The sequence below is a fragment of the Thermovenabulum gondwanense genome, assembly GCF_001601575.1.
Classification (GTDB): domain Bacteria; phylum Bacillota; class Thermosediminibacteria; order Thermosediminibacterales; family Thermosediminibacteraceae; genus Thermovenabulum; species Thermovenabulum gondwanense.
In genome coordinates, this window is the sequence record NZ_LOHZ01000033.1 from 53,711 (window position 1) to 73,640 (window position 19,930).

21 protein-coding genes and 1 pseudogene are annotated in these 19,930 nt (G+C 37.9%); 19 read left to right on the top strand and 3 right to left on the bottom strand.

Features of this window, described 5'->3' with window-relative positions:
- Window positions 1-147 precede the first annotated feature (147 nt).
- The 5 genes from nhaC (at window position 148) to ATZ99_RS07805 (ending at window position 4,908) form a co-directional block, all read left to right on the top strand.
- The gene (nhaC, locus tag ATZ99_RS07785) at window positions 148-1,530 is read left to right on the top strand and encodes a Na+/H+ antiporter NhaC (RefSeq protein WP_068748676.1); all 1,383 of its coding nucleotides are present in this window, start codon (window positions 148-150) and stop codon (window positions 1,528-1,530) included.
- A gap of 42 nt (window positions 1,531-1,572) precedes the next feature.
- The gene (locus tag ATZ99_RS07790; RefSeq protein ID WP_068748677.1) at window positions 1,573-2,709 is read left to right on the top strand and encodes a M20 family metallopeptidase; all 1,137 of its coding nucleotides are present in this window, start codon (window positions 1,573-1,575) and stop codon (window positions 2,707-2,709) included.
- Window positions 2,710-3,156: 447 nt separating this feature from the next.
- The gene (locus ATZ99_RS07795) at window positions 3,157-3,828 is read left to right on the top strand and encodes a M48 family metallopeptidase (protein ID WP_068748678.1); all 672 of its coding nucleotides are present in this window, start codon (window positions 3,157-3,159) and stop codon (window positions 3,826-3,828) included.
- Between the two features lie 117 nt (window positions 3,829-3,945).
- Window positions 3,946-4,395, top strand: coding sequence for a DUF488 domain-containing protein (locus ATZ99_RS07800; protein ID WP_068748679.1), 450 nt, complete (start codon window positions 3,946-3,948; stop codon window positions 4,393-4,395).
- 48 nt (window positions 4,396-4,443) lie between these two features.
- Window positions 4,444-4,908, top strand: a complete 465-nt coding sequence (locus ATZ99_RS07805; RefSeq protein WP_068748680.1) for a YbaK/EbsC family protein — start codon at window positions 4,444-4,446, stop codon at window positions 4,906-4,908.
- Window position 4,909: 1 nt separating this feature from the next.
- Here the strand turns inward: ATZ99_RS07805 and ATZ99_RS07810 are convergent, their stop codons facing one another.
- Entirely contained in the window at window positions 4,910-5,764 is an 855-nt protein-coding gene (locus ATZ99_RS07810; RefSeq protein ID WP_068748681.1) for a DUF4438 domain-containing protein, read from the bottom strand.
- Between the two features lie 118 nt (window positions 5,765-5,882).
- On the opposite strand from ATZ99_RS07810, the gene ATZ99_RS07815 reads away from it, so the two are divergent.
- From ATZ99_RS07815 to ATZ99_RS07870, 12 genes are all read left to right on the top strand, one after another.
- A complete protein-coding gene (locus tag ATZ99_RS07815; RefSeq protein ID WP_068748682.1) occupies window positions 5,883-6,326 on the top strand; it encodes a MarR family winged helix-turn-helix transcriptional regulator in 444 nt (147 codons plus the stop codon).
- A gap of 25 nt (window positions 6,327-6,351) precedes the next feature.
- Entirely contained in the window at window positions 6,352-7,173 is an 822-nt protein-coding gene (arsM, locus tag ATZ99_RS07820) for an arsenite methyltransferase (RefSeq protein ID WP_068748683.1), read from the top strand.
- A gap of 128 nt (window positions 7,174-7,301) precedes the next feature.
- Entirely contained in the window at window positions 7,302-8,315 is a 1,014-nt protein-coding gene (locus tag ATZ99_RS07825; protein ID WP_068748684.1) for a hypothetical protein, read from the top strand.
- 1 nt (window position 8,316) lies between these two features.
- The gene (locus ATZ99_RS07830) at window positions 8,317-10,488 is read left to right on the top strand and encodes a DUF3160 domain-containing protein (RefSeq protein ID WP_068748685.1); all 2,172 of its coding nucleotides are present in this window, start codon (window positions 8,317-8,319) and stop codon (window positions 10,486-10,488) included.
- 6 nt (window positions 10,489-10,494) lie between these two features.
- Window positions 10,495-10,959, top strand: coding sequence for a GNAT family N-acetyltransferase (locus ATZ99_RS07835; RefSeq protein WP_425428304.1), 465 nt, complete (start codon window positions 10,495-10,497; stop codon window positions 10,957-10,959).
- A 26-nt stretch (window positions 10,960-10,985) separates the two neighbouring features.
- Window positions 10,986-11,870 carry a DUF4846 domain-containing protein gene (locus tag ATZ99_RS07840; protein WP_068748687.1) on the top strand — a complete coding sequence of 295 codons (885 nt, stop codon included), beginning with the start codon at window positions 10,986-10,988 and terminating at the stop codon, window positions 11,868-11,870.
- Window positions 11,871-12,072: 202 nt separating this feature from the next.
- The gene (locus ATZ99_RS07845; protein WP_068748688.1) at window positions 12,073-12,447 is read left to right on the top strand and encodes a GntR family transcriptional regulator; all 375 of its coding nucleotides are present in this window, start codon (window positions 12,073-12,075) and stop codon (window positions 12,445-12,447) included.
- Window position 12,448: 1 nt separating this feature from the next.
- Window positions 12,449-13,321 carry an ABC transporter ATP-binding protein gene (locus tag ATZ99_RS07850; RefSeq protein WP_068748689.1) on the top strand — a complete coding sequence of 291 codons (873 nt, stop codon included), beginning with the start codon at window positions 12,449-12,451 and terminating at the stop codon, window positions 13,319-13,321.
- Window positions 13,314-13,946, top strand: a complete 633-nt coding sequence (locus ATZ99_RS07855) for an ABC-2 transporter permease (RefSeq protein ID WP_068748690.1) — start codon at window positions 13,314-13,316, stop codon at window positions 13,944-13,946. Before ATZ99_RS07850 ends, ATZ99_RS07855 begins: the two co-directional genes overlap by 8 nt.
- Window positions 13,947-14,085: 139 nt before the next feature.
- Window positions 14,086-15,180 (top strand): YedE family putative selenium transporter, encoded by a 1,095-nt coding sequence (gene yedE / locus ATZ99_RS07860; RefSeq protein WP_068748691.1) that lies wholly within the window; start codon window positions 14,086-14,088, stop codon window positions 15,178-15,180.
- Entirely contained in the window at window positions 15,159-15,371 is a 213-nt protein-coding gene (locus ATZ99_RS07865) for a sulfurtransferase TusA family protein (protein WP_068748692.1), read from the top strand. Before yedE ends, ATZ99_RS07865 begins: the two co-directional genes overlap by 22 nt.
- Before the next feature lie 6 nt (window positions 15,372-15,377).
- Window positions 15,378-15,650: a putative Se/S carrier protein gene (locus tag ATZ99_RS07870; RefSeq protein WP_222927096.1), complete on the top strand. Its 273-nt coding sequence runs from the start codon at window positions 15,378-15,380 to the stop codon at window positions 15,648-15,650.
- A gap of 55 nt (window positions 15,651-15,705) precedes the next feature.
- Here the strand turns inward: ATZ99_RS07870 and ATZ99_RS07875 are convergent, their stop codons facing one another.
- Window positions 15,706-16,110, bottom strand: coding sequence for a helix-turn-helix domain-containing protein (locus tag ATZ99_RS07875; RefSeq protein ID WP_068748694.1), 405 nt, complete (start codon window positions 16,108-16,110; stop codon window positions 15,706-15,708).
- A 134-nt stretch (window positions 16,111-16,244) separates the two neighbouring features.
- Here ATZ99_RS07875 and ATZ99_RS07880 point away from each other — a divergent pair, with 134 nt between their 5' ends.
- Window positions 16,245-16,427, top strand: a complete 183-nt coding sequence (locus tag ATZ99_RS07880) for a Spo0E family sporulation regulatory protein-aspartic acid phosphatase (RefSeq protein WP_068748695.1) — start codon at window positions 16,245-16,247, stop codon at window positions 16,425-16,427.
- 97 nt (window positions 16,428-16,524) lie between these two features.
- Window positions 16,525-19,686 carry a PAS domain S-box protein gene (locus ATZ99_RS07885; RefSeq protein ID WP_068748696.1) on the top strand — a complete coding sequence of 1,054 codons (3,162 nt, stop codon included), beginning with the start codon at window positions 16,525-16,527 and terminating at the stop codon, window positions 19,684-19,686.
- A 73-nt stretch (window positions 19,687-19,759) separates the two neighbouring features.
- On the opposite strand, the pseudogene ATZ99_RS12315 reads toward ATZ99_RS07885, so the two are convergent.
- Window positions 19,760-19,930 (bottom strand): annotated as a pseudogene (locus ATZ99_RS12315) (group II intron reverse transcriptase/maturase); the annotation flags it as partial.

Consider the following 19,930-nt stretch of genomic DNA (forward strand, 5'->3'; position numbering starts at 1 on the left):
TATATCGAAAATTGGAAAAAAATTATATACACGGCGCAATATTTCCCGGGAAATTTGAAATAATTTGCAATAATTTGGAAGATGGAATAATACTGATTTTAATAGCATAGTTTTTAATTAAAGATTTTAGATTAGAGGGGGATAAAAATGACAGATGAAAAAAAGTTAAGTACAGGAAGGTCTATTTTTTTATTAATAATTGCCGTTGCTACATTGTTAACTCTGGTAATTTTTGTTAAATCACCTACTACAATATCTTTGGCAATATCAGCGATGATTGAAATTATTTTTTGCATGGTCTGGGGATTTACATGGGATGAGCTTCAGAGGGATATTATCGAAAATGTAAAAAGAATGATGCCGGCGGTATTGATTCTCCTGTGCGTAGGAATGCTGGTAGGGTCCTGGATTTTATGCGGTACTGTCCCATTGCTGGTATATTATGGATTAAAATTTTTAAGCCCGGGCATTTTCCTGTTTGCGGCATGTATTATCTGTTCTATTACTTCAATTTTTACCGGTACTTCTTGGGGAACGCTTAGCACTGTAGGAATTGCCTTAATGGCAGTATCTGCCGGTCTTGGTATTCCAGCTTATTATACTGCAGGGGCTGTTACCGTTGGCGCAATATTCGGCGATAAGTTATCACCTTTATCCGACACTACGGTACTTGCTTCTGCCGTAGCAGAAGTAGATATACGTGAACATATGAAACATATGCTTTATACCACTTTGCCGGGTTGGATAATATCATTAATTTTGTATTTATTTATCGGGCTAAGTTTTAAAAAAGGCACATTTAATGCCGAGATGACTGATTTAATAATTAAGACAATAGCGGACAAATTTAATTTAAATATACTCTTATTATTACCGCCGATCATTGTTTTATATTTAATATTCAAAGGAAAACCGGCAATTCCAGTGTTTGGTGCAGGGATTATCCTGGGAGCAATTTTTGCTCTGGTGTTTCAAGGTGCGGGGGTAAAAACTATTGCTACCACTTTAAACTCAGGCTTTCAGATATCTACGGGTGTGGCAGCGGTGGATAAAATGCTAATGCGCGGAGGACTAAGCAGTATGCTGGGCACGGTAGCTTTGTTGATTTTTTCTGCAGTGTTCGGATCACCGCTTAAGACAGCAGGTGTTATAGATATGATTGTAAATAAAATTCAAGAAGTTGCAAAAAATGACAAGCAAATTATGGTTTCCACCTATATACTTCATTCATTGCTATTTACTATAATAGGCAGTTATTACGTGACATTTTCAGCTTTTGGTCCCATTTTTAAGAAGGTGTTTGATAAATATTATCTGCATGGTAAAAATTTATCAAGACTATTAGAAGATACCGGGACAGCCTTTGCACCATTAGTTCCCTGGAGCGTAACCGGAGCTTTCGTGGCGTCTACCCTGGGAGTGGCTACGGGAGAATTTGCGTTATTTGCTCCAATGCTTTACCTCGGAATTATTTTAGGTATAACCTATTCAATAACAGGATTTAAGATAATTAAAATAGATAAAGTTTAAAAATAATTACACGTAATATGCTTTTAGAATTGAGGGATTAAAATGTTCAGTGAGAAACGACTATTAAAAACCTATTTTGATTTATTGAAGATAGACAGTACTACGGGAAATGAAAAAAATATAGCTCAGTATATCAATCAGGCCATTAAAAATATGGGATTGGAAACAAAAATTTACTACTATAATGAACCGGAAGGCCCTTCATTGTATACGGTTGTGAAGGGAGAAAAAGCAGGTCCCACATTGCTTTTAATAGGACATATAGATACCGTTGCAGTACAGCAGGGCTGGAATACCGATCCTTTTACACCGATTGTGGAGGGCGATAAAGTTTATGCGCTTGGAGCCTGCGATATGAAAGGTGGATTAACCTGTATTCTTGATGTGTTGAATATTATTTCGAAGGAAAAAGCTAATTTGAAAGGTAGTATAATAGCGGCATTTGTTTCGGATGAGGAATATCTCTCAAGGGGGACTTTTACTTTATTGGAAAATGGTTTGAAAGCTGACATGGCCATAATGGCAGAATGCAGATTTAATGAGATAACTCTTGGCTTTAGGGGAAGGTACAGTATAGGAGTGGAGGTGTACGGAAAAAGTGCTCATTCAAGTAAATATCCTGAAATTGGTGAAAATGCAATAATTTATGCGGCAAAAATAGCTGAAAAAATAGAAAAACTGCCGACAATGATACATCCACGACTCGGAAGTGGCTCCTGGTGCATACGCCATATTATCGGCGGTATAAAAACTACTTTGAACGTCCCCGATAAATGCGAATTATTTATAGATAGGTTTGTAGTCCCAGGAGAGGATTATGAATTTTGCATAAGGCAGATAATTGATTTAGCAAATAAACTGGGTCTTGAAGAAAAAGTAAAAGTTTTTTTAGTACCCAGAGAAACTCCTTATATGGAACCTTTTGTAATATCTGAAGATCATATACTGGTAGAAATTATAAGGGATAAGTATAAAGAAGTGGTTGGAAAAAATTTGCCTATTGGGTATGATAAATCGGTCTGCGATTCCAATTATCTTTATAGAATAGGCAATATCCCTACAGTTACTTTCGGTCCTGGTGGAGAAAATATGCATTCACCCAATGAATGCGGCTATATAAGCCAGATAATAGCGTGCAGGCAAATCTATCTGGAGACTATAAAGGAATTGATGTTTTGAAAAAAAAAAAAAAAAAAAATGTATACAAATTTTTATTAAAGCGGGTTTTCCCCGCTTTTTGTGTAGAAATATGTTGAATATTCTGTGAAGGAATTTTAAGGAAAATGTGGAATATTATAAGCAGGGATGAAAGAAAAGGTTTTTGGCATTCTCTTATTTATGGCATTTTGGAAGGCGCAAGCAATACATTGGATATTGAGCGCCAGGATTCAGACGGAACTTTATCCCATATGCACAGAATCCCTATGGTCCGGAAATAATCATTTTTGATAATTTACCGGGCGGTGCAGCACATGTGAAAGGAATTGCGGATAAAGCTATAATAGAAGAAATACTTAGAAAAACATAGACATTGTATCAAATTGTGAATGCAGCGTGGAAGAAGCAGATTCGAGCTGCTTTTTAAACAAACTGTTTGGCAGGTATATTAAAATAGGAAGTGATTCCATGGAAATAAAAATTGAAAAAATAATAAGGTCAAAAAGGAAAACCATAGGCCTGCAGGTGAATGAAAATGGAGCCCTGATAGTAAGGGCTCCGTTTCAAGTTAGTGAGGAAGTTATTTTAAAGGTTATCGAAAAACACAGAGGTTGGATTGAAAAAAAGAAGCAGGAAATAGAAAAAAGGGTGAAGAATTTTCCTGAAAAGAAGTTTACGGCCGACGAAGATTTTTTATATCTTGGAAGAAGTTATAAACTGAAAATAGTTGATGAGCTAAAAGAGCCATTTGTTTTTAACGATGCATTTTTTCTTTCAAAGGATGCATTGCCCTTTGCAAGAGAAATTTTTATTAAATGGTACAAAAAAGAGGCGTATAAAAAAATTTACGAGAGGACATCGGAATTTGCAAAAAAATACGGATTCAAATATAACAAAATCAATATAACCAATGCCCAAAAGAGATGGGGTTCCTGTTCTCCTAACGGAAATTTAAACTTTTCCTGGAGGCTTATAATGGCACCCTTACCGGTGGTTGATTACGTAATAATCCATGAGCTTATTCATCTTGAAATAAAAAACCACGGAAAATCCTTCTGGGCTAAGGTAAAAAACCTTATGTCTGATTATGAAAAATACGAAAAATGGCTTAAAGAAAACGGTTATTTGTTGCGTATATAAGTTTTGCATATAAAATGAAAGTATTGTAATCGATGTAATGGTGTAATGATTATTTGATTTAATAGAATGTTTTTAAAAAATGCTTATAATTAATCGAAAATAAAGGGAGAGATTTAGGTGAAAATATTTACTATTGGATTCACCAAAAAGAGCGCGGAGGAATTTTTTGAGCTTTTGGGGGAAAACGGAGTAAAACTTCTTTTAGATATAAGATTGAGGAACAATTCCCAGCTGGCCGGTTTTGCCAAGGGAGAGGATTTGAGGTATTTTATCGAAAAAATTCTTGGCATAGAGTATATCCATGATATTCGATTTGCTCCAACGGATGAGCTGATGGACTCCTACAAAGATAAAAAAATCTCCTGGGATGAGTTTAAAAAGCGTTTTTTTGATCTTATGGATGAAAGGAATATAGAAGAGGTGCTGAAAAAGGAGTATTTAAATAAGATCGATGGGATATGCCTTCTTTGCAGTGAGGAAAAGGCAAAAGGGTGCCACAGGAGTCTGGTAGCCGAGTATATTAAAGAAAAAATGGGGCAGGAAGATATTGAAATTATACATTTATAAAATAAAATAAGAATATATAAAAATCATTGCACTGAGAGGGGCTTTATAATGGGAATATTGGAAGCAAAGGAGTATCTGAAAAAATGGGGAAGGGACAGGGACGTTTTGGAATTTAATCAATCCAGCGCAACGGTGGAGGAGGCCGCAAAAGCTGCCAATGTGGAACCCGCAAGGATAGCTAAAACCCTTGCCTTCAGGGATAAAGAAAATGGAGCGATGCTAATAGTCACCGCCGGGGATGTAAAAATTGACAACGCAAAGTTTAAAAAGGAATTCGGATTTAAAGCCAGGATGCTTTCCCATGAGGAAACCTTTGAGATTACCGGCCATCCGGTAGGGGGAGTATGCCCCTTCGGGTTAAAAAGCGATATACCGGTTTACCTTGATGTATCTTTAAAAAGGTTTAAAACGGTGTTACCCGCCTGCGGAAGCGGAAATTCGGCTATTGAACTCACCTGTGAAGAGCTGGAACTTTATGCAAAAAGTAAAAGATGGGTGGATGCATGCAGGTGATTTATTTTAAATAATTTTTTATATTTGCGTTTTCATCTATTATTCCTTGAATCTTTGAATACTTACATGTCATTATAGTAGTGATACCTGGTCCGTGCCCCATTTTTATGCAGTCACTGTGGATTACCACTCCTACGGTTACGGCTCCTTTCAAGTATCCCCTGCCGTAAGTATTGTCGCAGTCCTTTAATAAGACCAGGTCACCAAATCTCAGGCGGTCAAGACGGAGCCTTTTTACCGTTTCTGTGTCCGCTGTCATAATGTCGTAATCGCCGCTGAAAGCGGTCGAACCCCCTATACCGGAACCCATAAGATATGCAGGGACTTCCGCTGTTACGGGCACTTTGAGCATTCCGTTTTCTTCTTTTATGGGAATATTTAAAAATAAATTTGGATCTATGTTCATCACCATAATATCGGGATAGTCCAGTAGCTTTAACCCCTGGCCCCACGCTTTTATAAGGATTTTATCATCAACCGCCATCTTTTCCATATCTTCTTTTTCAAATTGAACGAGAACATGATCTATTCCTCCGTGTTTACCTATTACGATTCCTTTTGCTCCTTTTGCATCACCCGAAATTACTCGGGCTTCGTTTCCAACACATGCGAGCACCATAAGGGCGTTGTTTTCATTGGAATCTTCATTTTTTATCGATACTCCGGGCTCAACATGATCTCCCGCCCATCCAAAGGCTGGATCACCAAGGCTTACATTATAAGTGATGGCTCCGGTGGCGGGAAGTATATTAACGCTTCCGTCGTGCCCTATCCTGAAGGGTGAGGAAGCCACCGGGTGATGAATTTTTCCTTGAACCGATTGAATAACTGTTTTTTCTATATTTGTACGCAACATATTTTGCCTCCTTTCTAATTTAATTTACATTATATCATAAAAATAAGGGGTAAAATAATAAGTAATAGTTGCAATATACAATAGTTTCATGATACAATAAATATAAAGGAGGAATTGTATGGAAGGCACCGATGTTGTGAGAAAGTTCAGGGACATAGTCAAATATATAGTAAGGAGCCTTGGCATTTACGAAAAGAGCGAGGCTTACTGCTGCGGGACAACACTTGCCCAGTGCAATGCGATAATTGAGATTGGCAGGGCAAAGGAAATTTCCTTAATTGACCTCGCGGATATTTTAAACCTGGACACGAGCACTGCCAGCAGGACGGTAAATAACCTGGTAAGTCAGAATCTGGTGGTCAGGGAAGAAGATCCTGAAGACAGGAGGTATTTAAAAATAAAGCTTACAAAAGAAGGGGAGAAAATCTACAAAACGGTGGAAGAAAGCATGGATATATTTTTTAAAAAGGTTTACGAATCCATCCCTGCGGATAAAAGGGAGCAGGTAATGGAAAGCCTTGGGATTTTACTTAATGCTTTAAAAGAGAATAAATGCTGTTAAAAAATAAAGAAAGGGGAATAAAATTATGGATTACAATATTAAGGAAAAGGTAAAGGAATATTACGGCAGCATAGCTAAAAAAGTTGAAAAAAACTCCGATTCTGCCGGCTGTTGCTGCTGCGGGCCTTCCTGCTGCGGCACGTCAAGCGATATTATGTTTTACGAAAAAGAGGAACTAAAAGGATTGCCAGAGGAAGCGGTGAACCTATCGCTGGGATGCGCAAACCCTGTCGTTTTTGCTAAGCTTAAAGAAGGAGAAGTGGTACTTGATCTGGGAAGCGGCGGGGGGATAGATGCGCTCATAGCAGCGAAGTACGTGGGTGAAAAGGGAAAAGTTTACGGCCTGGATATGACCGATGAGATGCTGGCAGTTGCCAATAAAAACAAAGAGAAAATGGGAGCCAAAAATGTGGAGTTTATCAAGGGATATATCGAGGATATTCCTCTTTGCGATGAATCGGTGGATGTAATCCTTTCCAACTGTGTAATAAATCTCTGCGAAGACAAAGAAAAGGCTCTGAAAGAGGCTTACAGGGTTCTTAAAAAGGGCGGAAGGCTTGCGATCGCCGATGTAGTAGCACTAAAGGATATACCCGAAAGCATTAAAAAGCGGGCAGAGCTGTGGGCAGGATGTGTTGCGGGGACTATAAAGGCGGAGGAGTATAAAGACATCCTAATGAGGGTTGGTTTTAAGGATATAGAAATCATCCCGGCTCACGTTTATACAAAGGATTTGATTGAAGGGATTTTGGCGGACAAAAATAAACTTATCGAGCTGGAAAGGGAAATTGATCTTAATGAGATCGACGGGGCCTTTGCGGGAGCGTATATTAAAGCAGTAAAATGATTATAATGCCGGTATTTACCGGCTTTTTATTTTTGCGCAAATTCCTTGCAGGAATTTTAACAATATAAAAAGAATTAATAAATAATGTGATAAAATTAAAAAAATCCAAGAATAAAGGATTTAAGCATATGAATTTTAGAAATAATATTTACTTACAAAAGAACCTGCGAAAACGGTTAATATTTTTAGTAGCTTTTTTATTCTTATTAATAGTTTTTATGAATTCTGTTTCTCCTGTCGGGATAGTAGATGTGAAAAATGAAAAAGGCAGGGTCACTTTTTTTACATGCAAAATTTTGGGATTTTACATTCAGGGCTTATTAAAATGCGAGGATGTTTTCAGTATAAAATTAATCAATTTTTCCGTTGATAAATTAACAACCCCATTATTAATTAAATATAGAGGAAAGAACCTTATTTCATTTATCGGCGAGGATTCAGTAAAGGTTTTTTCAAAAGAAGGGAATGAGATATGGCAGTATAATTTGAGTAATTATGATTACATACTAAGCAGCTGTGCGGGAGATGTGGATAAAGACCTTACCGACGAAATTTTTTTGATAACGGGTAAGAGGAATGAAAACTACGGGGAAAACTTTATTATTTTAACCTTAGAGGACGGCATTAAATTGAAGCTATTTGAGGAAATGAAGGTCTTCAATCCCTGGAAAGTTCAGATAGCCGATGTGGATGCGGACGAGAATTTGGAAATATCCATAGGGGTATATAAAAAAGCAGAACTTCATCCCGTTATGGCAAAAAGGCCTTTTATATACGGATTAAACGAAGGGGGACTGTTTCCAAAGTGGAGGGGTTCCAGGCTTTCAAGGCCTTTTGATGATTACGTATTTTTTGATATTGACGATGATGGCAAGGATGAACTCTTATCCGTAGAAACCTTAAAGGACGGCAAAAAAATTCTAAGCGCATATAAATGGAAGGGTTTTGGGTTTGAGCTTTTTTCCGAGAGCAGGGTATATGACAAAATAGATTCAATTGTAAAGGAAGAAAAAAGGGTTCTTCTAAGTGTAAAGGACGGAAAAGCTTCCGGCTGGGGGATTATGGAATATGAGGGAGGAAAGTTGAGTATAAGGATAACAGGTAAAAGATATTATTTCAGGCTTAAGTTAGAGGGGGTATAGTATGTTCGGTAAAAAGTTTATTATTTTAATACTTTGCTTGATGCTGGTATTTAGCGGATGTGCTAAACAAAATGTAGAGAACAACATAAATTCGGAAAGTAATAGGGTCGAGTATAAGGTAAATTTTACGGCAGAGGCGGAAAGAAAGTCAATCAATGTCCCCTTTGAACCAGCGAAATTTGATACAATGGTAAAGCCATACAAAGTAAGGGAAGATTTATCGAATGTGGTTAATTTAAAGCAGTTTGGGGAATTTACAAAGGAGCAGAAGGAACTGCTTTATAAAAACGGGTTTTTCGTAAGTCCTTCCGAAGAAGAGCAGCTTTTTTATGTTTATGAAAAAAATGAGTACAAAAACATCCCATCTTTTATTACAACAGATTCGGTACTGCACGTCTATCACATATTTTACGATTACTCCCTGAGGGTGCTGGAAAACGAAAAGCTATTGCCGGTTTTAGAGGAACTTACGGAAAACATGCTTAAAAAATCCATATACCTTTACAATACATTGAAAAACGAAAACCTTAAAAATATCCAGCTAAAAAACATAGCCTTTTTTGCGGTGGCACAGCTTGCTCTTGAAAAAGAGCTCACGGAGGAAATCCCAGAAAAAGCAAAGGAAATGGCGTTAAAGGAATTTGACCTAATAAAAAAGCAGGAAGGCTTTGCTAAATCAAATATATTCCCCTTTGAACTGGATTACAGCCAGTATGTACCGAGGGGACACTATACGAGAAGCGATGATTTGAAAAGGTACTTTAAGTCTTTGATGTGGTACGGGCAGGCACCCTTTCCCTTTTACGATAACGAAGGAAAGAGGACTGTGGAGCAAACCCTTCAGGCACTTTTGATAACCTACAGCGTGTTTTTGCAAAAGGAAGGAGAAAACGATATTAAGCTCTGGGAAAGCCTGTATACCCCCACTTATTTTTACGTAGGCTTAGCCGATGATCTGAATATTTATCATTACAGGGATTTGCTTTTAAAGGTTTACGGGGAAAAGCCGGATATAGAAAAACTGGATGATAACGATAAAATAGAAAGGGTGTATAAAGAAGCGGAAAAATTACCCGAGCCTTTGATAAAACCAAAATATACTTCGGTAAGCACTCCTGCTAGCAAACAGTTTAGATTTTTGGGGCAAAGGTACGTTCCTGATGCTGAAATTATTCAGGAAATGGTAGAACCCATAATAAGGCCCATACCGTCCGGGCTTGATGTGATGGCGGCATTGGGCTCAAACAGGGCTTACGACATACAGGTTAGTATAAATAAAGAGCAGGAAAAGTGGCCCGGGTATATTGATGCACTGAAAAAAATAAAGGAAAAGTTTGACGGAATAAAAGAGGAAAGGTGGAAGTCCAACTTTTATTTCGGCTGGATATGGACATTAAAAGGTTTACTAAAGGAATACGGCGAAGGGTACCCTTCATTTATGAGAAATACCGCCTGGCTTGATAAATCCCTTTCTACTGCTCTTGGAAGCTGGGCACAGCTCAAACACGATACAGTGCTTTACGGCAAGCAAAGCGGTGCAGAAATGGGCGGGGGCGAAGAGCTCACGGATATAAAAGCTTATGTCGAACCGAATATCGAGGTTTACGATAAGCTTTTGTGGCTGACCAGATTTTCCAGGATAAATCTTAAGGAAAGAGGCCTACTTGATGCTGCGGTGGAAAGTAAGATGGAAATCTTTGAAGATTTACTTCAATTTTTAATAAACTGCTCGATGAAGGAATTGAGGGATGAGGAGCTTACCGAAGACGAATACTACCGGCTTCAGCTATTCGGGGGCACCTTAGAAAGCCTTACCGCATCCTTTGCCGGGGATGGATTGAGGTGGTTTGAGATTACTTCGGAAACGGATAAAAACATGGCGACCATAGCGGATATTCATACGATTGCACCCAATCAATTCAGCAAGGGAGGATACTTTGAGGTGGGTGTGGGACCAGCTTACGAAATATATGTGGTAGTGCCAATAAGCGGAAAGCTTTACCTCACAAGAGGAGCGGTATTCAGTTATTTTGAATTTGTATCAAATAAGAGATTAACCGATGAAGAATGGCAGAAAATATTAAAAGAAGGAAAGACACCGGAAAAACCCGCCTGGATGAGTTCTTTTTTCAGTAAGGATAAAAAGGTAATACCGGATGACAACAGGCTGTAAGAAGAGGTGAAAATTTTGGCTTTTATACGACCCGCAACGGAAAGGGAAGCAAGGATTTTATCCGAACTTGCCGTAAAATCGGAAGCATACTGGGGATACGATGAGGAATATATGGAAAAATTTAAAGAAAAATACAGGGTAACCGAAGAATATATAAAAAATTCCCCCGTATTTGTTCTGGAGGATAAGAACAAGATTTTGGGTTTTTACGGCCTTTTATTCGAAAAAGATGAGGTGAATCTGGAGTTTTTCTATATTGACGCCGATTATATAGGCAAGGGATACGGGAGGATGCTGTGGGGTCATTTAGTGGATTATTGTAAGGAAAAAGGTATTAAAAGCTTTACCTTTGTAACGAGCCCTGAAGCAAAAGGTTTTTATATAAAAATGGGTGCAGAATATTTAGGGGAAGTGGAGTCCTTGGTTAAAAAGGGGCGAATTATTCCCGGGCTTATTTATTATGTAAAATAGAAAAATTTTAATAAGGGAGTAAAAGGATGAAAAAGAGAAGAATAATTTTAATTATTATGCTTGCGGTTTTACTTTTAACCGCATGCGAAAAAATGATTAACGAAGAGAAAAATTTTATAAAAAATCCAGAAAAGCCTTTAGAAAGAAAGGCCGATGATTTCATAAATGAAGAAGGAAAGACTATTAAGGAAAGAATTATAGTACCGCAAGGATTTGAGAGAATAAAACTCCCGGAAGATTCCTTTGGAGAGTATTTGAGAAATTTGCCCTTAAAACCCCATGGTTCCAAGGTTAAGTATTATAACGGTTTTGTAAAACTAAGGGATGTGCATGTAGCCGTAATTGATATGGACGTGGGACAAAGGGATTTAATGCAATGCGCCGATTCGGTGATAAGGCTCAGGGCTGAGTATCTTTATAAAAGGGGCTATTACGATAAAATTCACTTTAATTTTACCAACGGTTTTCGGGCAGATTATAAAAAGTGGCGGGAAGGTTACAGGATAAGGGTGGAAGGGAATAACACAAGCTGGGTTAAAAAGGAAAGCTATAACGGTGATTACACGACTTTCAGGAAATACCTGGACATGGTCTTTGCCTACGCCGGGACTCTCTCTCTGTCAAAGGAGATGAAAAGGGTCTCTTTGGAGGATTTAAGCATCGGCGACGTATTCCTCGAAGGGGGAAGCCCCGGCCACTGCGTAATTGTAGTTGACATGGCGGAGAATAAAAACACAGGTGAGAAAATATTTCTTTTGGCCCAGGGTTATATGCCCGCCCAGGAAATACATGTGCTGAAAAATCCGGAAAATAGTGATGATAACCCCTGGTATTCTGTAAATTTTAAGGATAAACTATATACCCCTGATTATGTATTTACAAAAGAACAAATATACCGGTTTGAGGAATAGCTTTACAGTTTTCAACGTCAAAATTTAGGATGGGTAAAAATTTAAAAAAGTTTTTACCCATCCTTTTTATATTTTTAGGATAAATAAATGAAAATATTTGGTGGGCTTAATCAACCTTGTTGACAAAATTTATTATTGATAATATACTGTATATATACAGTATATACAGTAGTGTACTGAAGAAAGGAGTGAGCGGTGATTAATGAATATAATCATTTCGAATTCCTCGCAGGAGCCTATATACGAGCAAATAGTTCGGCAGATTAAAAACATGATAATGAAGGGAGAAATTGCGGAAGGAGAGATGCTGCCTTCCATCAGGAGCCTGGCAAAGGAACTGCAAATAAGCGTAATTACGGTAAAAAGGGCATATCAGGAGTTAGAAAACGATGGGTATATAGTAACCGTTCACGGCAAGGGTTCTTTTATAGCGGTAAAGAATAAAGAGCTTTTGAAGGAAATGAGGTTAAAGATCGTGGAGGAAAAATTGGAAGAAGCTGTAATGGCCGGAAAATCCATCGAGCTTTCTTTGGAAGAAATGCAGGAAATGTTAAAAATTCTTTACGAGGAGGGATAATATGGCTCCCATTTTGGAGGTTAAAAACCTGAGAAAGAATTTTAAAGATTTTTCTTTAAAGGATATAAGCTTTACTTTGGATAGAGGGTATATAATGGGGTTTATAGGCCCAAATGGAGCAGGAAAGACCACAACGATTAAGCTCATTATGAATTTACTCAAAAAGGATTCAGGAGAAGTAAAAATTTTTGGGTACAACAATGATGATGCGGATAAGGAAATAGAAATAAAAAACAAAATAGGTTTTGTTTTTGGGGAAAGTATTTTTTACGAAGAACTTACCGTTGAGGAAATGAAGGGTATAATAGCACCCTTTTATAAAAATTGGGATGAAAGGGTTTTTAATGATTTGATACGGGATTTTTCTTTGCCGAAAAGAAAAAAGATAAAGGAATTATCAAAGGGTATGAAGATTAAGTTCTCCCTTGCCGTAGCATTATCCCATAATGCGGAACTTTTAATAATGGATGAACCTATTTCCGGCCTTGATCCCATTGTGAGAAGCGAATTGCTGGATTTCCTATCCGAATTCATCCAGGATGAAAATAAATCGGTTTTTATATCTACCCATATCACTTCAGATTTGGATAAAATAGCGGATTATATAACCTTTATAAATGACGGAAGTATAGTATTTTCCAGTCCCAAGGATGATATTTTTGAATATTATTCGATAGTTAAAGGACCAAAAGATATTCTTGACGAGGATATCAAAAAATATTTTGTAGGTATAAGAGAGAATAAGTTTGGCTTTGAGGGGCTTGTTAAGGAAAGGGAGACTGCCAAAATATTATTGCAAGATAAGGTTATTTTTGAAAGGCCCTGCCTTGAGGATATTATGTTTTATTTTACAAGGGGGAAGATAAATGTTTAATCTTATTAAAAAGGATATATTGGTTCAAAAGTTTACCTTGATATATGGCATAGTTAATACTTTAATAATAATATTGGCTTTTCAACAGGTGGGAGAGGCTATGTTCCCCGCTTGCGTGGTAGCGTTATCTTACATAATGCTGCAATCAGCCTGTGCTTATGATGATAAAAGTAATGCGGATATTTTATTGAACATTCTTCCATGTAAAAGAAGTACCGTTGTTTTTGCAAGATATTTATCGGTTTTTGCTTTTGCTGTTATTTCGATATTTTATTATGCGGTAATTACCGGTATTTTAAAAATTCTTTTCTTGCCTTTAAAATTATACTCCATAACATTGGAGGGGATTGTAGGGGCTATGTTTTCCCTTATCTTCATAAACAGCTTTTATCTTCCTGTATTTTTTAAAATGGGATATTACAGGTCAAAAATGTTAAATATTTTTCTATTTTTCGCGATGTTCTTTAGCATAGGGTGGATTATTCCTGCATTAAAAAATTACTTTTGGATTTTAGAAAGTTTTAATGATACTTATATAATTACAGCCTTAATAGTTTTTGCAGTTATTATATACGGGGTTTCCTTTCTGGTATCGGTAAAAATTTATGAACGAAGGGAATTTTGATTTTTATTGAGCACCTCTATTGATTTAATCTATAAGAAACAAAAAAAGTATTTATAAACACAATCAATTTCATTATAAAAATATTATAAAATTTATTTAGTGAAAAATTTTACAAAAAAAACTTAGGAGGTGCTCATCTTTGGATCAAAAGAAACTTGTCGTTTTATCCGGAATTGTTATAGGTGCTATAGCTGTAATTTTGACAAAACTGGGTAACCCTGCTAATATGGGTATGTGTGTGGCGTGTTTTATTAGAGATATTGCAGGTGGATTGGGGCTTCACAGGGCGGAGGTGGTGCAGTATTTAAGACCCGAAGTGCCCGGTTTTATTTTAGGGTCATTCCTTATTTCCTTAGCCTATGGGGAATTTAATGCCCGTGGAGGGTCGGCAACCTTAACCCGATTTATAATTGGCTTTTTCGTAATGGTAGGGGCTCTTGTGTTTTTGGGCTGCCCGCTTAGAATGGTTTTAAGGCTATCCGCTGGAGACCTCAATGCTTTCTTTGCTTTTCTTGGGTTTGCATCGGGAATCTACTACGGTTTAATTTTTATAAAGAAGGGTTTTTCCCTTGGCAGAAGTTATAGGCTTTCAAAGGGCAACGGTTATATAATGCCTATTATAGCAGTTGTACTCCTCATACTGGTATTAGTGGCTCCATCCTTTATATTTTTCAGCGCCAAAGGCCCTGGCTCCATGAGAGCCCCTTTTATAATCTCCCTTGCTGCGGGTTTAATTGTAGGAGCATTGGCACAAAGGTCCCGCCTTTGTATGGCTGGAGGTATAAGGGATATATTTTTGTTAAAAGATTTTCATCTATTTTCAGGATTTGTAGGAATTTTCGTTGCTGGTTTGATTTTGAACATAGCTTTTGGCAAGTTTAAACTTGGTTTTGCCCAGCAGCCCATTGCTCATACAATGGAGTTGTGGAACTTTTTGGGAATGTTTTTGGCAGGTTTTGGTTCAATACTTTTAGGAGGATGTCCTTTGAGGCAGTGTATATTATCGGGAGAAGGCGATACCGATGCGGGAGCTGCATTTTTGGGAATGCTGGTAGGGGCCGCATTTTCTCACAATTTTGGCATTTCAGCTTCGGTTCAGGGAGTGGGTACCAACGGTAAAATAGCTGTTATAACGGGGATATTATTGTTAACGGCAATTGCTCTTTTAAATATCCCTGCGGTAATGAATGTGAGGAAGGAGGGCGAAAGCTCATGGCAAGCAAAATCGATGTAAGAGGCCTTTCCTGCCCGATGCCGGTGGTTATGACTAAAAAAGCCCTTGAAGATTTTAAAGACGATGTTCTTGAGGTTTTAGTGGATAATCCTACTGCTAAAGAAAATGTAACCCGATTTGCGAAAAGTTCTGGTTTCAAGGTGGATGTAATAAATCTGGAAGGCGAATATATTATAAAAATAACGAGGTAGATGAAATTGACTGAAAAATATCCTTTTTTTATGATAACCTTTCCTTCGGTGCATCATGCCCTGAAATTTGAATCTAAGTTAAAAGGCATGGAAATTAATTTTCAATTGGTGCCCGTCCCCAGGGAGATAAGTACAAGCTGCGGTGTAGCAGCGAAGGTGGAAGGGATACCTGAAAGCGAAATATGCGATTTTATTGAAAAAAATGGCCTGGAATACGATGCAGTTTACGTATACGATGCACCAAAACAAAAACCAAGGCTTATAAAAGCTATTGAGTGAAAAAGGGCTGCTTTACGGCAGCCCTTTTATGGTGCATTCATTGACATAAAAGTAATTATGGCATGGAATCAAATTTATTTAAATAAGGCAAAATAACTTTTAACAATTTCTTTATCATCTCCAATTCTTTTTTCGAACATCTTTTAAGAAGCTCAACAATTTCTTCCAGACAGTCAGCCTTTTGTTTTTGTTTATCTGAGAGGGATTCCCTTAAGTGTTCAGCAGAATAATAATTTTCTCCGAAAATTAAATAATCCAGTGATAGGCGCAGCAAACCAGCCATTTTTATTAAAACGGGAAGGCTCATCTGGCGTTCTCCTCGTTCGATCTGGCCGATATAATAATCCGAAAGACCGACAATTTCCGCGAAATCTTCCCGGGAAAGTCCAAACTTTTCTCTCTCTTCCCGGATTCTTTTTCCTATGGACCTTAAATCATATTTATTAGAATAGTTTTCCATTCTTTTCACTCCTCAGTTCTACTTTATCCGACAAAAATCTTAATTGGAATTTGCTCACAGCATATAAATATTATTTGCAAAAAGAAGGGAAATGATGTAAAATGATGTAAAAAGGGTTTCGGAGAGGTGGAATAATGGATGATAACCTGAGAAAAATAGAGCAATTTAAACATATTTTGAACAATGCTTTAAACATGCATTTTGACAAAGAGATACTTTTGAAAATAAGCCGTAAATTGGATAAGACCATATTAGATTATTATAAAAAAGGAAAGGCTTCCGAAAGGAAAAAGGATGATGAGGTGAAAAAAAGTTAACAAAAAAAGTATTGATTGCTTTAAAAATGTATTATAATTAAAATATCCGAAAGATTTACAAATGTTACGGTTTCATAAATTTTTTGAGGTGATTTCTTTGTTAAATAGTAAGAAAATAACTTCTGCGCTTAAAAAAATACCTCTGGTCTTATTCCTTTTTATTTTATCTTTTTCCTGTGCTACTGCCAGCCAAGATCAAAAAATTACGGTAGCCGGTGATAGAAATTTTCCGCCCTATGAATTTGTTGATTCGTCGGGGAACTTTCAGGGTTTTAACATTGATATTATGAGCACAATATCTATATACACCGGGCTGGAAGTGGAATACATACCTATGGAGTGGGCGGATGCTTTAAAAGCCCTGGAAGAGGGTAAGGTGGATGCTCTCCTGGGGATGTCCAAAAGCGAAGAAAGGGATAAAAAATACGATTTTTCCCGTCCGATCCTGGTAAGTTCCCGGGTTATCCTTGTGCGCAGGGATGATAACGAAATTAGCTCATTGAAAGACCTGAAAGGCAGGAAGGTGGCGATTCAGGAGGGAGACATTGCTGAAGAAATAGTAAGGAATATGGAAGGGATAGATATTTTACGGGGGTCATCTCAGGAAGAAGCCTTGTTTTTTTTAATAGATGGTCAGGCGGATGCTTTCATAGGGAATAAATATACAGCTCGCTATTTTTTGAAAAAATATAATTTGGAAGACCAGGTTAAAATTGTTGGAGACCCCATAAGTGAGACGCTTTACTGCATTGCAGTTAAAGAAGGGAATACGGAACTTTTAAATATTTTTAACTACGGTATTAATCAGATGGTGGAAGACGGGATTTACGATAAGATTATAAAAAAATGGTTTGGCGAGGAGCCCTATGATGTGAAGGCGGCAATAAGGAAACATTTCTACACAATGGCCGTGATATCAGTTTTTTTGCTGTCGATAATTTTTCTATTAATTTATTTAAACAAGAGGTTAAAAGATATTATCGATAAGAGAACCAGCGAGATAAGGAAGGCAAATGAAGAGCTTTCGGCAGCCTATGAGGAGATATATGCTCAAAACGAGGAATTGACGGCAAGTTTCGAAGAGCTTCGAACGACCGGACAGAGGATAAAAGAGCTTCAGGAAAGGCTCATGCTTGCTCTTGAAGCCAGCGAAACCTGCGTCTGGGAATACGACATTGAAAGTAGAAGATTTTATATAACGGAAAATGCCGCAAAATTGATTAAAGGCTGTGAAGTCGTCTGCGGATACAGGACAGTTCTAAGGAGTTTGGAGAAAAAAGACAGAAGGATGCTCTTAGATGCAATTAGAAAAGCTTATTCCGGTAAAACAAAAAATATTGAAGTAAAGGTAAGGGCAAGGGATTTAGAAGGTGAAAGGAAATATTTGTTAATACAGGGAAAGTACGTAGACGAAAAGTTTACGGGGGTTATTAGCGATATTACGGAGCTGGAAAACTACAGGAGGATGCTGGAATTTGAGCTGGAGCGATATAAAGCGCTGTTTAGAAACTCCCGGGATGGAATCGTCTTTTATGACAGCAACAGGGTGTTTAGGGAAGTGAATCCTGCCTTTGAAAGAATCTTCGGCTACAGCAGGGAAGAAATAATAGGAAAGAGTATTTTTGATGAGACGGTAATTAAAAGATTTATGTTCGATATAAACAGGGCTCAAAAAATACTGAAGGGTGAGGAATACTTCCTCTCCTATGAAGGTGTGAGGTATAAAAAGGATGGAACTCCCGTAATAGCAAAAATGAAGGATATTGTGGTGAGCGATAAAAATGGAGAGGTCCTGGGAGCCTTCTCGTTTTATGAGGATATAACGGAAGAAAAAAGGTACTTGGAGCAACTCAGGGCACTTTTCAACCATTCTCCCGATGCCATAGTTCTTCTGGATAAAGATCACCGCATCGTCGACGTCAATCCGGCCTTCGAAAAGCTGTTTGAATACGGCAAAGAGGAATGCCTTGGCAGGGATGTGGACGAATTAATTAACAAAAAAGAAGAACTGGAAAACGCGAAAAAACTTACCCAAATGGTGTTCGATGATGAAAAACTCTCCGTGGAAGGAATTAGATACACAAAAAGCGGTAAGCCGATTTATGTAAATATACGAGGGATATTGATAAAGGTTAATGAAGAGATAATAGGGATTTACGGTATTTACACTGACATCACAGAGATTCACGAATACAGGACAAAATTAGAGTATATGAGCCTGCACGATAATTTGACGGGGCTTTACAACAGGGCATTTTTTGAAGAAGAACTTTTAAGGTATACGGGAAGCAGGGAATATCCTATTTCCATTATTATGATGGACCTGAACGGACTGAAGCTGATTAACGATTCTTTGGGACACGATAAGGGAGATAAGCTGCTTATCAAATTTTCTGAGGTTTTGCTTCGCTCTATAAGGTCTTCGGATATCCTTGCAAGAATCGGAGGAGACGAATTTGCATTGCTGCTTCCCAGGACTTCCAATTCGGATGCGGGAAAAATAGTAAGCAGAATAAAAGATAATATCGAGAAATTCAATGAGCGGGAAGCTCAGGAAGGGCTTTACCTCAGCCTGTCCATAGGATATGCTACCGCGGAAAATGAAGGAGAAAATCTAAAGGATGTTTTAAAGAGAGCCGACGAACTAATGTACCGGGATAAACTTTTAAACAGCAACAGTATAAGGAAACAGACGTTAAATGTCCTGATGTCCATACTGGCGGAAAAGGATTATATTAACGAAGGCCACGCGCAAAGGGTAAAGGATCTGAGCCTTATAATAGGCAAAAACCTGGGTCTTTCTCCCAAGGAACTTTCGGACCTTGCCCTGCTGGCGGAAGTGCACGATATCGGGAAGGTTGCCATTTCCGACAGCATCTTGAATAAAAAAGGACCCCTTACCGAGGAAGAATGGGAAATATTAAAACAGCACTCTCAGAAAGGCTATAGAATAGCCCTTTCGTCTCCGGACCTGGCAGGGATAGCGGAGTTTATATTAAAACATCACGAAAGGTGGGACGGCAGAGGGTATCCCCTTGGATTGAAGGGGAAGGAAATTCCTCTTTTATGTCGTATTTTGTCGGTAGCCGAAGCCTTTGACGCCATGACATCCAGAAGGCCGTACAGTGAACAAAAGAGTGCAAAAGAAGCCCTCCTCGAGATAAAAAGAAATGCAGGAACCCAGTTTGACCCGGAAATAGTTGAGATATTTTTGAGCTTATTTGATGAAGAACTTGATAAAGAATCGAGTAGGAGGTAGGTAATTATTTTACCTACCGTCCTCTCCCACCACCGTACGTACCGTTCGGTATACGGCGGTTCATCAGAATCTATTATGCCATCGAAAGTCTCTTCGTTAGACTTAAAAAGCCTTCCATTTCAAGGTATTCGTTAGTTATGGAAGTTGCTAATATCTGGCTGTTGGATATCCTCCAATAGCCTTTTCTTGTATTGGCATACTCCCATGCTTTCACATCGTTTATCCCTAATCTGACTAAATTGTC